Below are 15,542 nucleotides of genomic sequence, written 5' to 3'. Positions count from 1 at the left end.
TACAAATTTTTCATTGATAAATTGTGTAATGATTATAATTTCAGGATTAGAATTTTTTCCTTTAGCTACAGATTCTTCTAAAGCATCAATCCCATTAGCTAAAATATTCATAAATACCTGATTTAACTGACCAGGATAACACTCAATTTGAGGTAAGTGAGCATATTCTTTGAAAACTTGAATAGTTGGACAATTTGGCTTTTCTTTCAATCGATGATTTAAAATCAACAAAGTACTGTCAATACCAGAATGAATATCTACTGGTTTCATATCTGCTTCATCCAAGCGAGAAAAATTTTTCAAAGACTTAACTAATTCGCAGATACGGTCTGTTGCTATGTTCATTGACTTTAATAATTTAGGTAAGTCTTCACTCAGAAATTCTAATTCTATTTCTTCTATTCTTTGTGATATTTCTACTCCTGGGATTGGAAATTTTTGTTGATATAGATTAACTAATTCTAGTAATTCTTGAATATAATTATTTGCTGGATATATATTACCCTGAAGAAAATTAATTGGATTATTGACTTCATGAGCAATACCAGCTACTAACTGACCCAAACTCGATAGCTTTTCTGCTTGAATTAATTGAGCTTGAGTCTCAATAAGTTCATTTAAAGTTTGTTGTAATTTTTCTGCTTTTTCTCTTGATTCAGCTTCTGATTTTTGCAGAGCATTTATCAGTTTCTGGCGTTCTGTAACATCAGTAGCAACACCAATTACACCAAATATTACGTCATTATCTCCTTTTAAAGGAGACCATCTAGTATTAAAAATTAAATCCCCAAATTGAGCAATTGCTTGAGCATTGTCTCCTCTTAAGGCACAATTATTAGCATCCAAAAGTTGAGGTTTGTCTTGGTAGATATCATAAATAGATAGTCCTAATATTTCATCTAATTGTTGACTTGTTAGTTTGACATTTTTACCTTCAAACAAGGTAAATATACCATTACAATCTAGAGTAAATAAAATAATTGGAGCATTTGTAATAATAGTTCGTAACTGCTGTTCTTTATCAGATAAAACTTGGGTCATTACTCTAGCTATTGCTGTCGCTCGATATTGAGTAGTAGTCATAGACCAAGTTAAACCAAAGAGAAGACAACTAATGGTTAAACCATTCGCTAGTATCAGTATAGACTTTTGTTGCTTTATTTTTTCGAGTTCCCTTTCTGCATAGTCTGTTGATAGCTCTGTTGAACTAACAGAAACTCTATCGGTTCTTTGCCAGACGACCCATGTTACTCCCAGTGATAATATTAGTAATAACCAAGGCAACCATTTTAACAATAGCTGTAATTTAGATGGAGATGAATCGGAATCAAAATTTGGATTAAGTGACATTATAATGTATAACTCTTTCTGAATTAATTAATGAAAAAAAGTTATGGATAAAAATAATAAACTAATTGACTATCTATTCAATCCAGTCAGTCTATCTGAAATTGGCTATTGAGAAACTTGTAAAGTTAAATACCTATAGTACACCCATTATTATAATAGATAATAATTCTCAATAATGTATTTTTTGATTTAGATTTTGAGGAGACAAAAAACAACTCGCGGTCTGGAAAAATAATCAAGCAAATGGAAAAAAAATCTCGTGTCAGTCAATTACCTAAACAAAACTCTCACTCTCAGCGTTTACTAACCACAGGTTTACTGATAAGCATATTTGTATTAATAATCTGCTTGCTTATTAGTATAACTACAGGCGATGCAGAAATTCCTCTGGAAACTGTCTACAAAACATTTACAGCATTCGACGGTTCCACAAACCAACTAATTATCCGCACTCTGAGAGTTCCTCGCAGCTTAATCGCAATGTCAGTCGGAGCTTCCCTTGCTGTAGCAGGTAGTATCATGCAAGGATTAACTAAAAATCCTCTAGCTAGTCCAGGAATTCTAGGAATAAATGCAGGAGCAGCTTTAGCTGTAGTATCCGGAGGATTGATTTTTGGCTCCGACTCAGCAAACATTTATCCTACTTTTGGCTTTTTTGGAGCAATTGTAACAGCACTAACTGTTTATTGGTTGGGGTCCCTTGGTCAAGGTGGCCTCCATCCTGTCAAGCTAACTATTGCGGGCGCAGCTATAACTGCTCTTCTTAGCTCTTTAACCACAGCAATACTAATTCTCGATCAAAATAGGTTGGATCAAATTCGATTTTGGTTAGCGGGATCGGTTGCCGGAAAAGACTTCAATGTATTTTTGCAAGTATTTCCCTATCTTTTAGTAGGATTAACCATAGCTTTTTTCCTAGCACGACAGATTACTCTTCTGACATTAGGAGAAGATGTAGCAATAGGTTTAGGCGTACAAACTGTCTGGGTGAAAGTTGGTGCAACTATCTGTGTGGTAATCTTAGCAGGATGCTCTGTATCAATAGCAGGTGCAATTGGTTTTATTGGATTAGTAGTTCCTCACATTGCTCGTCTCTTAGTTGGCATTGATTATCGTTGGATTATCCCTTACGCTGCAATTTTGGGTAGCATTTTGTTGCTCTTAGCTGATATTGCTGCTCGTCTGTTACTAAAACCTATTGAAATTCCTGTGGGAATAATGACATCCTTAATCGGAGGTCCTTTTTTTATATATTTAGCTTTATCAAAAGACTTCTTGCAGAAGTCAGGGAATAGGGAATAGGTATGGAGGGAATAGGGAATTGTTTATTTCATGTCTTGAATTTATTTAATTAAAACTTTTGCAAGAGGTCTAAAGATTATAAAAATGAAAGAACGCTGGTTAGTTATTCGCCCTCAACAATTTCCCATATCATGGCGCGTGGAGCGACGAGTACCAATTGTTTTGTTGATCTTGGTAGTATTAACCTTGGTAACTATGATCTTAAATGTGAGTGTCGGCGAATATCCGATACCACCCCTAGATGTTTTCAAAACAATAATTGGTCTAGAAACAGACAATACAGATTATTCATTTGTTGTTAACACCCTACGTCTACCACGAGTATTAATATCAGTAGGTGTAGGAATGGGATTTGCAGTATCGGGGGCAATTCTACAAAGCTTAATCCGTAATCCTTTGGCAACTCCAAGCATTATAGGCGTAAATGCTGGAGCAAGTTTAGCTGCTGTGGTGGTAATTGTACTACTGCCAAATGCTCCTCTATTTGCTATACCTATTTCTGCCTTTGGTGGAGCGATCGCGATTTCGATTCTCATTTACCTACTTGCTTGGGAAAAAAGAAACTCAACTATGTACTTAGTTTTGATTGGCATTGGTTTAAATACCATTGCTGGTGCCTTAACTACTGTAATGGTGACATTCGGCGAATTAAATAGTGTTTCTCAAGCTTTAATTTGGATTACAGGTAGTGTGAGTGGTCGCAGTTGGGAATATGTTTGGCCATTACTGCCCTGGTTATTCATATTTTTACCATTGGCAATTTTCCTGGCAAAAGACCTCAACGCCCTATTTTTAGGAGAGGAAGTAGCTATAGGTTTAGGTGTTCCCCTTGACTGGCGACGCAGTTTGTTATGGTTGACAAGTGTTGCTTTAGCTGCTGCTTGTGTAGCAACCGCAGGAGCAATAGCATTTGTTGGGTTTATCGCACCACACTTAGGTAGGCAGTTAGTAGGTCAATCCCATGAAGGTCTAATTCCGACTGCTGCTATCATTGGTGCATTTATTGTTGTCTTATCAGATTTACTTGGCAGAGTGTTATTTGCTCCAATAGAAATTCCTTGTGGCATAATTACTGCCATTATTGGTGCGCCTTATTTTCTTTATTTATTGTATCGGAGCCAGAAATGATTGACTCAGAAAGCCCAAAAAGTGCTTTAACTACTCGAAAGCTGACTGTTACTTATAACAATGGACAAACTATTTTGCTGAATTTAGATTTGGCAATTCCTAGAGGTAAGATTACTGTGATAGTCGGTCCTAATGGTTGTGGCAAATCAACTTTACTCAAAAGTTTGGCAAGATTGCTCAAACCTATTAGCGGTACTGTTTATTTGGATAGTAATTCTATATTTAAGTTATCAACAAAGGAAGTAGCAAAACAATTGGCTATTTTGCCTCAAAGTCCTACTGCTCCAGAGGGTTTGACAGTGGAAGAGTTAGTGGCTCAGGGCAGGTATCCTTATCAAAATTGGTTGCAACAATGGTCAATTGATGATGAAAAAATTACTCAACAAGCTTTGGCAACTACGGGACTTTCAGAATTGGCAGGGCGATCGCTAGATTCTCTATCTGGAGGCCAAAGGCAACGGGCTTGGATTGCTATGGCCTTAGCTCAGGATACAGAAATTTTATTGTTGGACGAACCAACTACTTTTTTAGACTTAGCCCACCAGATTGAACTTCTGGATTTGCTCTACGATTTGAATCATTCTCAAGGGCGAACAATAGTTATGGTTTTGCACGATCTGAATCAAGCTTGTAGATATGGGGATAATTTGATTGTCCTAAAGAATGGCCAAGTTGTAACTCAGGGTCATCCAGAACAAGTGATGACAGTCGGAATGGTTCGTTTAGTGTTTGGCCTAGAATCTCAAATTATTCAAGACCCTGTAACTGGGACACCAATGTGTATACCAATGGGGCGCAAGGCGAAACAAAAAGTGTGATTTATATTTAAGAAAATATACAAACATTAATTTTTTAGCAACAATAATTAAGATTTAATTAAATTTCTAGTTAAAGCTTTACAAATAAAAAATATTTCTATACAATCTATTTAAAATTAAATGACAATTCTTTTCATTTAGTTTGTTGTAATAAAAAGTCTAAAAGCATACGGTAAGTTTTGCTAACGCAGAACTTTCCAGCAAATTATTGTGCAAACGTTTTCTATCTCTGAGATAAACCCTGTTTTTGAGACGGAAAGCGTTAGCATTACTTGTAATCAATATAAAAAATACAGATTCACCCAAAAATGATTTCGTTAAAATGCTCCTACTAGCGTGTCTAGACTAAAATTGTGGGTAAAAAACCTAACCCCCCAACCCCCTTCCGTACTAGGGAAGGGGGAGAATACTTCGCCCCTCTCCTTGTAGGAGAGGGGTCGGGGGAGAGGTCTTAATTAACTCAAATTTCCCCACAAAATAAAGCTAGATGTGCCCTACTACTACCAATAAATAAGGGAACAAAAAGTAAATAAAGGAGCAGGATGCTCCCATTTTTAATAAAATGACCCAACTATATCAAACCACTAAAAACACTCTCACTGAGTGCCGTTTTTGTTCGGAGATATCAAAAGTTAATGGAGAAGACCCCATCGGGACAGCATCAACTTGTGACCACTGGCTAATTTTGGAAATAGCACAACCCTGGTCTGAACAAGCTTTTATGGAAAATCCTCAACTTAGACCAGTGCTTGGTTTAATTTTCCAAGCAATAAAAAATGGGGTGAAGTTAAAAGCAATGGCGATCGCTCCCGACCGCGAATATTCTCAACCTGGTTATACTCGCATACTATATTATTACCGCCCTGGTGAATTATTTGCCAAGTATGAGAAACAAGAATATATTGTACCTGACGATGTGATGAGTCAGTTACTAATTTCCTTGCTCAAGCAACTACAGCAACAACCAAATGAACTGGAAAATTTTCAGCAATATCAACAACAAACTAGCCATATTAGAGAAATGCTAGTTTGTACTAATGGGAATGTTGATCTAGCTTGTGGTAGGTTTGGCTATCCTATTTATAAAAAGTTGCGTTCTGAATATGCAGCTACTTCTCAAGGAAATTTACGAGTTTGGAGATGTAGTCATTTTGGCGGTCATCAGTTTGCACCAACATTAGTCGATCTACCAGATGGTCGTTATTGGGGACACTTAGAACCAGAAATGCTCGAATTACTGGTATTGAGAAATGGTTCAGTATCAGGTCTACGCCAGTATTACCGAGGTTGGGCAGGTTTAAACTCTTTTGCCCAAATTGCCGAGCGGGAAATATGGATGCAGGAAGGTTGGAATTGGTTAAAGTATCCTAAAGCGGGTAAAGTGTTGACATTTGATGAAGAAAGACTAAAACATCTCAGTCTAGAGGAAGCAAAAGCTGAAGCAAATTGGGCATTGGTGCAACTGGAATTCATTGTTGATAATAATAGCAATTTGAAAAAAGCTTATCAAGCAAAGGTGGAAGTTAACGGTGAGGTGATGAGTGCTTTGCGTTCGGGGAATGATCTGGAATTAACAGCAGTTAAGCAATATCATGTGAGTTCTTTGGTAAAAGTAAGTTGACAATCTTTGTTAATATTCTTTTTTAGATCGAGTTCTGATAATCACTATTAATACTATAAATTTGATTGAAGTCTAAAACAAAACAGGTAATAGTTTTTGGGTTGCGCTACTGCTTTACCAAGTCTACAATTTGCCAGCTTTTTATTATAAGTATTTAACTTAATATGATATTACTTTATACTTTGGTATTTTCTCAAATCTTTTAATACTTAATACCTGTAATAATTTAGCAACTAAAACTCTGTCATAGCTAATTTATTTGAGATTTAATCTTAGTGGATATATAGAGTTTTCAAATGAGACAAAAGAGTTCCTAAATTTTTTTTGTGTTATAAAATATAACTCATAATTCTTAAATGTCAAAGAAATGATATTTAGGTTCTTTATAATAACTACTACTTAACTATTAACTACTGACTACTGACTACTGACTACTGACTACTAAAAAAGATGAAATATTTAACAATAACAGAAACTGAAGCACTATATCAAGAATACTTAGAAACAGGAAAAATTATTTCCTACTCTGAGGATTTTGAAACTTTTTTCAAAATTCAAGCTGAACAGGAGTTAGGAATAACAGCATACGATAGAACAATCCAACTGCGCCCTGGACTAAAAATAAAGATTAGTGGGGGAAAAGCAAAATATACTTTTGCTAGAGAAATTCAACATCATGCTTCTATGCCATTAATCTTGGCTTTCCAGCTTGCAGGAACTTACCGAGTATGGACAGAAGGCATTGGAAATGACTACTATTCTGAAAAAAGAGGAGAAAATTATTTATTTTTTCTTCCTGGTACAAAAGAAATAGAAGAACTACCAACAGGAGAAAATTTAGAGAGAATTAGAATTATTGTAGAACCCGATATTTTCAGAAATTTTAGTAGTAGTCAAATCGATTTAATGCCTACTGAATTAAAAACATTAATTTCCAATGATTCACGGCAAATTTTTCATCGGAATGTTGGATCTATAACTCCAGCAATGCAGCAAGCGTTACAGCAAATTATTAATTGCCCATATCAAGGTATAGCAAGACAAATTTATCTAGAAAGTAAGGCACTAGAGTTAATAAGTTTACAGTTAATACAATTAACACAAAGTCAGTCAGGAATTATTTCATCTAGTTCGTCTGGATGTTTACAACCGGATGATATTGAGAGAATTCATCAAGCAAAATCTGTCTTAGAAGCAAATTTAGAAAATCCACCATCCCTAATAGAATTAGCTAGAAAAGTACAACTTAATGATTATAAACTTAAACGAGGTTTTAAGGAAGTTTTTGGTACAACTACATTTGGATACTTGCAAAAAATCCGAATGGAGCGCGGGAAAAATCTCTTAGCAGAGCGAATGTTAACTGTTGCTGGAGTAGCTCAAACTGTTGGGTATAAAAGTCCAAGTCGGTTCTGTGACGCTTTCAAAAAACATTTTGGTATTACTCCTAGAAATTACAGAATGAGTCTGAATTTTTAAATTGACAAAACAGGCAAAAAAAAATCCGTTTAGGGCAAAACTAATCTCTGGAACTGAATATGATGGTGTTTGATTTGCCAAAAAGCAAAATAAAATATTGAGGAGGATTTAACATTGGTTGATATTATTTTAACAGACGGTCCTGATACTCGAACTTTATCCCCAGGAGAACTAGGACCAGGCGATAGTTTATTTGCTCTAAGAGGTAATGATGATGTAACTGGATCGAGTAGTAATGAAACAATGTTTCTAGGTAAAGATAACGATGTAGTAAGAGGTGGAGGGGGTAATGATGAAATTAATGGTAATAATGAACAAGATTTAATTACAGGTGGTGATGGCAACGATACTGTAAGAGGAGGAAAAGATAGTGATGTAGTTATTGGTGGTTTGGGAAATGATTCAATATATGGCGATCGCGGTGCAGATCAATTAGTTGGGGGTGGTGGTGCTGATACTTTTGTATTATTTGCCGACTCAACTTTACCACCAGGTAGTAGAGGGGATCAATTGTTAGATTATAATCTTGCTGAGGGCGATAGAATAGGTCTTATTGGTTTAACAGCTAGTGATATAACTTTAAACGCTACTCCTGGGTTGCGTTCTACAGAAGTTTTGTTACCACTACTTCCTCCTGGGATTAGTACAGATACTATATTAGGAGAATTTGGATTAGGTCCAGTTCTTCAAAATGCAGCTAATCCATCAACTAACTTACTAGACGGTATCCAAATTATTGCTAATGGACAAGTATTAGCTACGGTTTATAATACAACAGAAGCTGATATTTTAAGTGGCATCACTACAGTTAATTTGTAGGAATTGTTGTGAAAAGGAAAAAATATTTTATTTGCTATCAGCTACTTTAAAATCAATTCCTTTATTCCTATTTAATTTAAAGATTACAGTAATTAATACCATTTTGATAAAATAATATTACGAATAATTTGGTCAACTAAAATGGTTGAAGTCAGATTTATATTTGCTCAAACAGAAAATTGTTTCAGAGTAAAAAATGATAATAATAGCTCTTGCTACTGACTACTGACTATTGACTACTATAAACAGTCCAAATATTTGTAACAAATATTTATCAAATTGGTATAATTTCACATTCTGATTTCCTTTGATAAATAGGGTGCTATACCAATTTATGTATTATTGGTTTGCGGTAATAAAAGTGAATGTAACAATATCAAAATGAATAATCAAACATTTTTTAAAGAGATAGGATTAAGTATTGTTTTTTCAGTAGCATTGGCAACACCAGCAAACTCAACAACACTACCTATTTTTAATCAAGAATTTAATTTATATAGCACTTATCTAAACAGTAAAAATCTAGAAACACAAATCTACAGTATAGATTTAGGTATTATTTCACAACCACAAAATGATAACATATATCAAAAAAAATATTATTATTCATTTCCTATTTTTACAGATAAAATATCAACATCATCATCCAGAATCCCCCTCAATACAATAGAAAAAAACACAAATAAAAATTTTACAGCTATTACAGCCAATATAACTTTTGGTGAATCTTCTAATAGTCAAAGATATCAAGAACAAAAAAATAATACATTCAATTCAGCTAATATATCTGACCTAATATCTTATCTGCCAGATGAAGATATTCAACCATTACCTTCCCATGAAGAAAAGTTAATACTATTACCTCCCATATTAGAAAAACAAACATTAATAGACAGGTATCATCTTCTGAAGAAAAAAGTCAAAAAAATTTCAGAAGAAAGTAGGCAATCTGTTAGGGTCCCCGACAGATTGGAGAGTTATGAAAGTATAGATACTTTAACCACACTCCAAATAATAGACATAAACCGTTTCAATGATGGAGTATTAAACTCAAAAGTGGAAGGGTATCTAGATAATTCTTCATTTACTAATGTCTACTCTCTTCCAGCAGAGGTAGATAACATTAAATTTAATATCTCAGAAAATATAGTCAAGCAAAGGTTAGAGGAAAATTCCAACTCTATAATTCCAAATAAACAACATCAATTCATCAATAAAGATTTTCAAAATATACAGCAAAATAACCCAGACTTACTTGATATAAATCAACCTAAGTCAAGTTTTATCACTCTAAACTCAACAGCAAAAACTACTGCATCTAATCTTTTAAGAGAAAACTTTTTAGAAGAAAATCCAAGTCAGAAACGACAAAAAGAGGAACAAGAAAGTAATAATATTGTCCGAGTCAACGAAATATATCAACCACTCACGACGGCTGCTGCACTATATCAACCAGACATAATTATTACTAACATATCTGAAGATATTTCTCAAGATATTAGAATTGCTCAACAAATTATTCAAGTAACAAATATCAGACTTGATTCAACTTCAGAAGGTCTACAAATTATATTAGAAACACTCTCTGGAGAAAAGTTACAAGTTAGGACTGCAGTTGATGGAAATACTCTAATTGTTAACATTCCAAATGCTGTATTATCTCTACCAGACACAGAAGAATTTAGTGAGAAAAACCCCATAAGAGGAGTAACTAATATTACAGCAACAACTATTAATTCTAATAGTATTCGGGTTACAATAGAAGGAGAAACAAATCTACCAACTGCATCATTACTTCCTGCTGATGAAGGCTTAACCCTGAGTGTGGAACCAGTAATAGAAGATGAAGAAATTGAAGTAGTAATTCAGGCAACCCGTCGTGCTGGTGCCACAGAAGAAGACATAGCACGCAGTATTACCGTTATTTCTCGCGAGCAAATAGAAGACCAAAGCAGTGTCAGTGCAACTAATAACATTACAGATATTCTTGGTAGAACAGTACCAGGTTATGGTCCACCTCCTGCAATTACCAGAAGAACCCGAAGCCAAAGTTTGCGAGGTCGCCCCGCATTAATATTAATAGATGGAGTGGTTCAAAATTCCAATTTAAGCAACGATACAGAATTGAATACCATAGATCCATCAGCAATTGAACGGATCGAAGTTATCCGCGGTCCTTCTGCTCTCTACGGAAGTGGATCTACTGGTGGTATAGTTAACATTGTTACTCGTACCCCAAGCGAAGGTTTGGAACAGGAAGCAAAAGTAGGTTACAGTAATTTTGGTGGAGATGAATTTTTTCCATACAATGGAGCTGGTTACAATGGTAGATACCGCTTATCAGGTAGTGCAGGCGATTTCAATTGGGGAATTACTGGTTCCCTAAATCAAAATAACAGATTTTTTGATGCGGAAGGGGATATTATTCCTACGGGGGATCTAGATGGAAGTAGAAGTTTAAATTTGCTAACTACACTTGGTTTAGATGTGAATGAAGAGCAACGACTCAGATTCAAATACAATCTTTATAACGACAGACTTTTCCCAAGTTTTGCTGCAGATGGAGAAAATATACAAATATTTGGTTTACAAAAAGCTAGAGCTGAAAGAATTCCTCGTTATGATTATGAAGAACCTCCCGAACAGACTAACCACAATATCAGCTTAACTTATGATAATGACAATTTGTTTGGTTCTCAACTTTATACTCAATTTTTCTTTCAAAGAACTTATTTGAGACAAGTATTTCAAGACTTCCGGACTTTTTTTGCTCAGACTCTCCCTAGCGAACTTCCTGCTGATTTCCCTGGAGTCAGGCAACCAGCAAATGAATCAAGAAAATTAGGAACTCGTATACAAATTACTACTCCTTTTTCTAAATCTGCCAGTGTGTTTTGGGGAGTTGACTACACTAACGAGAAAAATGATACAGAAGATTTGGTTATAGACTCAGAAGCATTTGATGAAGATGAGGAAGCAAATATTAGAGAGCGTGTCACTCCGGTTCCTAATTTTAACATAAATAGTGTGGGAATTTTTGCTGAAGGACAGTGGGATGTGACTGACAAAATACTACTTAGTGGAGGTGCGCGTTATGAAACCATTCATGCAGATTTAGAAGATTGGACAGGAAGTCCATTCAATAACTTTCTAACTGTACTTGCAGGAGAAGAATTACCAGAATTTGAAGGAGGTAGTAATAGTGCATCAGATATAGTTTTTAATTCTGGCATTCTCTATAAAGCGTCATCTGAAATTAGCTTGTTTTTCAACTTTTCTCAAGGATTTTCTATCCCTAGTTTTGGTTTTCTTACAGGAGCAACCGATCCTGTTGAACTTGATTTAGAAGACGATGAATTGTTGGAACCAGAGAAAGTTAGTAACTATGAAATAGGAATACGTGGCAATTGGGAATCAGTACAGTTTACAGTTGCAACTTTTTATAATCATTCTGATAAAGGGCAAAATTTGACATTAGGAGAAGATGGTTTTGCAGACTTGGATCGAGGTCCTCAACGAAACTATGGAGTAGAAGCAACTCTTGATTGGCAACCTACAAACACCTGGAGAATTGGCAGTACTTTTACTTGGAATGAGGGAGAAGGAGACCTTCCTGGAGACAATCGTGGTTGGCAACCTTTGAGTGGTATAGAAGTACAACCGATGAAAGTGACTTTGTATGTACAGAATGAAACTTTGCCTAATTGGCGAAATAGGTTACAAATGCTATTTGTGGGCGATCGCTTTCGTGCTTTTGATGAGGAAGTAGATGAATTTAAAGCAAATGGTTATGTAACATTTGATTTAGTTAGCACCCTCAATCTAGGTCTGGGGAGATTCGAATTAGGTGTTCAGAATTTGTTTAACCGTCAATATATACCTATTTCTTCTCAAGAACGGATTAATAATAATGAATTTCGATATTTAGCAGCTCCTGGACGGAATATTAGTATTCGTTATTTTTTGAAGTTCTGAAGTCAGTAGTCAGTAGTCAGTAGTGAGAGCTTCTTGCTCTCTCTTTAGTAATGTGCAGTGAGGAGGAATTGATATGACAAAAAAAAGTTATCATAGACAAGATTGAGGAACAAAATCAAATAAATATGAAATTTTGTTTGTTTACCTCACGCGGTGATACCAAATCCGGTTTACATAGGAGGTTTATTGTAAGGGCAAGGAAGAAGGCACTTATGCTGAGGGCAGAAGGGTTAGAAGCAATTGGACAAATTCGCTTTTCATAACCGGATTTGGTATTATTATCTAATTACACCAATGCTACCAGATTTGATATGACTCCTAGTAAAAAACCTAATCGCTGACAAAGATACCAAATGGGTTCTATAGATTATTTCCCGATCGCCCTTCAGCTTCACCAAATATAATAAAATGTTCAAATCCACTATTAAAAATACCATTTTCTACTGCTAAAGCTACAATTAGATTAGAAGTTAAATAAAATCTTTCATCAAATTCAGTAGTACGTTCATCACGACCTTCAAAAAACCCAACATTAATAAAATGCTCGAATCCACTCTTAAAAACATTATTTGCTACAGCTTGACTAACACCAGGATTTTCTACTAAATAAGTAGTTTCATCAAACAAAAGACTAGGGTTTCGTCCTTGAAATTGACCTTTATTAATAAAATGATCGAAACCATTTATAAATAAACCATTTTGCACTTGTTGAACCACATCAGGATTATTTTCTAAATAAAATTCCTCATCAAAATATATTTCTATGGGATTAATTCTTTGTTCGCTCACATACTGAATAAAATTTTGAAAAGTATCAGGTGGCAAAATATCTGAAACAATCTTAGCTACAAAAGCATTAGATTCTAAACCAAAACTATTCAAAGCATCAATAACCGGAAAATCTATAGAATCAGAAAAGCCAACCACATAAGTATTCTGAGCAGGGTCTATCGCAATACCATTTCCTGACTCATTCCCCACACCACCAATAGTTGCAGAAAAATCTAAAAACATTCCACTACTAGAAACTTTACTGACAAAAACATCATCCGGTAATCCCAAACCAACTCCTTCTTGAAACTCATTAATAATTGGAAAATTCACAGAAGCAGTGCTACCTGTCACATAAGCATTACCCAAATTATCTATAGCAATATCATTAGCAAACTCACTACTATTTCCACCTAAAAAACTCGCATATCCTAAACTATTATCCCGATTAATTTTCATCACAATAGCATCACTACTACCTCCCCCAAAGAAATTTTGAAATCCACTAAAAGCAGGAAAATCTCCCACAGGAGAAATAGCAATATCTCCCTCAAGAATACGAGTTCCTGTCGTACCAGAAACATAAATATTTTCAGCTAAATCTATGGCAATACCACTACCAGCATCTCCGTCACTCCGACCATAAAAAGTTGAGAAAAGTAAGTCGCTACCTTCTGGATTTAATTTAGTAACAAAAATATCGCTATCCCCCCCATAAAAATTTTGCAGAGGGTTCTGAAGCGGGAAGTCAAAAGACCTAGTTGAACCTGTTATATAAGCATTACCATTATTATCTACATCAATATCAATTCCTGAATCTAAATCGAACCCTCCTAATAAGGTTGAATATGCTAAAGTTCTGCCATTTATGGATAATTTAGTTACAAAAGCATCCCGATTCACATTATTAGTAGTAGTGGTTTGAAAAGCATTTTCTGTTGTGGGAAAGTCGGCAAAACCTGGGACTGGAGATGCAGGAAATGGGGAAAAACCACCCGTACTTCCTGTTACAAAAGCATTACCATTATTATCTACGGCAATACCTCTACTAATATCTTCATCTCGACCGCCAAGGTAAGTAGAATATTGCACACTATTGCCTAAACTAGAAAGTTTTGTCACAAAAGCATCGCCGTTAAAACTTCCTCCACCATAAGTAGTTTGAAAGGCATTAACTGTTAGGAAATCTAGGGAATTAGTATTACCTGTAACGTAAACTCCCCCTGCTATATCTACAGCAATATCTGTGCCAAATTCATCGTTACTTCCCCCAAAATAAGTAGACCAAAGAACAGTTCCATCTTGGTCGAGTTTAGTGACAAAAGCATCGTTATTAAATACTACTCCCCCACCATTAAAGTCTGATTGAATTGCATTTATTGTGGGAAAATCAACGGAAGTAGTATCTCCAGTTATATAAACATTTCCGGCAACATCTACAGCAATACCATTGCCACGGTCAAAACCATTTCCTCCGATTAATGTGGAATATTCTAGAGTGGGGTCGATAACTAATTCATAGTTTCTATTGTATTCTCCAATATCGAATCCTACTTGATTATTTTCGAGGAGTTCATAGGCAACTTCCACTTCAATTTGCTGACCATCTATTTCTTGATAAGCTATTGGGGGGGCTTCAGATAATTCTCCTAATTCTGTATCTATAGACAGAGTACCATCGGCAAGAATATTAATTTCTTCGACTCCACTATAATTGAGAATAATTTGAGAAGTATCAACACCGGGAGCGACAATAAAATCTCTTTTGAGGTTGCCGTCGATACTACTATATATTAGGTCGATACCAGGATATAAATTTTCATACTCAATAGCGGCATAAGTCGGCAGATCGGTATGCCAATTATTAGAGTTATTACCTTGGAAAAAGTTAGCAACTCCCGGCAGTTTATTTAGAGGATTTATATTGGGGTTTGAGTTAGCATTCTCAAAATTTAACGTCACTACATCTGAGGTAGTTTCACCTTGGATATTTTGAGTAGAACTAAAGATAATTCCATCTTGAGCAAATAGTAAATTGTAGTTATTTGCTTTTGCTAAATACTCAACTTCAGAATTGTTAATTTGCCCTACATTTTCGATAAAACTAATCCCTGTGAGGAAGTCATTAGTTTCAGAGAAATCTATCTGGGGTATGTCAAATTCTTTTACTTCTAATTCGGAGGGTAATGTTTCTGAACTAGAGGCAATATTTAGATTATTAATTTCCCTAGTTTCAGAGAAATCTATCTGGGGTATGTCAAATTCTTTTACTTCTAATA

The 15,542-nt window shown here is 35.2% G+C and carries 9 protein-coding genes; 7 read left to right on the top strand and 2 right to left on the bottom strand.

The features are described from left to right. A partial coding sequence (locus tag F6K22_RS10770; RefSeq protein WP_293096939.1) for a sensor histidine kinase occupies positions 1-1,350 on the bottom strand: 1,350 nt, incomplete at its 3' end. A gap of 243 nt (positions 1,351-1,593) precedes the next feature. On the opposite strand from F6K22_RS10770, the gene F6K22_RS10765 reads away from it, so the two are divergent. The 7 genes from F6K22_RS10765 (at position 1,594) to F6K22_RS10735 (ending at position 12,492) form a co-directional block, all read left to right on the top strand. Then, positions 1,594-2,652 carry a FecCD family ABC transporter permease gene (locus F6K22_RS10765; protein WP_293096936.1) on the top strand — a complete coding sequence of 353 codons (1,059 nt, stop codon included), beginning with the start codon at positions 1,594-1,596 and terminating at the stop codon, positions 2,650-2,652. Positions 2,653-2,736: 84 nt separating this feature from the next. Further along, complete coding sequence (locus tag F6K22_RS10760; protein ID WP_293096933.1) at positions 2,737-3,780, top strand: FecCD family ABC transporter permease; 1,044 nt, start codon at positions 2,737-2,739, stop codon at positions 3,778-3,780. Then, positions 3,777-4,598: an ABC transporter ATP-binding protein gene (locus F6K22_RS10755; RefSeq protein WP_293096930.1), complete on the top strand. Its 822-nt coding sequence runs from the start codon at positions 3,777-3,779 to the stop codon at positions 4,596-4,598. The genes F6K22_RS10760 and F6K22_RS10755 overlap by 4 nt, the downstream gene beginning before the upstream one ends. A 562-nt stretch (positions 4,599-5,160) precedes the next feature. Continuing rightward, a complete protein-coding gene (locus tag F6K22_RS10750; protein WP_293096928.1) occupies positions 5,161-6,219 on the top strand; it encodes a ferredoxin family protein in 1,059 nt (352 codons plus the stop codon). A gap of 450 nt (positions 6,220-6,669) precedes the next feature. Further along, positions 6,670-7,698, top strand: coding sequence for a helix-turn-helix transcriptional regulator (locus F6K22_RS10745; protein ID WP_293096925.1), 1,029 nt, complete (start codon positions 6,670-6,672; stop codon positions 7,696-7,698). Between the two features lie 114 nt (positions 7,699-7,812). Continuing rightward, entirely contained in the window at positions 7,813-8,517 is a 705-nt protein-coding gene (locus F6K22_RS10740; RefSeq protein ID WP_293096923.1) for a calcium-binding protein, read from the top strand. 381 nt (positions 8,518-8,898) lie between these two features. Continuing rightward, on the top strand, positions 8,899-12,492 hold the full coding sequence (locus tag F6K22_RS10735) for a TonB-dependent receptor domain-containing protein (protein ID WP_293096920.1): 3,594 nt from the start codon (positions 8,899-8,901) through the stop codon (positions 12,490-12,492). Positions 12,493-12,852: 360 nt separating this feature from the next. Here the strand turns inward: F6K22_RS10735 and F6K22_RS10730 are convergent. Next, the coding region (locus F6K22_RS10730) for a DUF7948 domain-containing protein (RefSeq protein ID WP_293096917.1) at positions 12,853-15,542 on the bottom strand (2,690 nt) is incomplete at its 5' end.

Origin of the sequence: Okeania sp. SIO2F4 (assembly GCF_010672385.1) — a bacterium.
Classification (GTDB): Bacteria; Cyanobacteriota; Cyanobacteriia; order Cyanobacteriales; family Microcoleaceae; genus Trichodesmium.
The sequence above is the reverse complement of the archived record's forward strand: the minus strand, read 5'-3'. Positions and strand labels throughout refer to the sequence as shown.

Excerpts from the sequence above, each read along its gene's own strand:
- F6K22_RS10755 (WP_293096930.1), top strand. The coding sequence starts at position 3,777 with ATGATTGACTCAGAAAGCCCAAAAAGTGCTTTAACTACTCGAAAGCTG.
- F6K22_RS10735 (WP_293096920.1), top strand. The coding sequence starts at position 8,899 with ATGAATAATCAAACATTTTTTAAAGAGATAGGATTAAGTATTGTTTTT.
- F6K22_RS10760 (WP_293096933.1), top strand. The coding sequence starts at position 2,737 with ATGAAAGAACGCTGGTTAGTTATTCGCCCTCAACAATTTCCCATATCA.
- F6K22_RS10745 (WP_293096925.1), top strand. The coding sequence starts at position 6,670 with ATGAAATATTTAACAATAACAGAAACTGAAGCACTATATCAAGAATAC.
- F6K22_RS10765 (WP_293096936.1), top strand. The coding sequence starts at position 1,594 with ATGGAAAAAAAATCTCGTGTCAGTCAATTACCTAAACAAAACTCTCAC.
- F6K22_RS10750 (WP_293096928.1), top strand. The coding sequence starts at position 5,161 with ATGACCCAACTATATCAAACCACTAAAAACACTCTCACTGAGTGCCGT.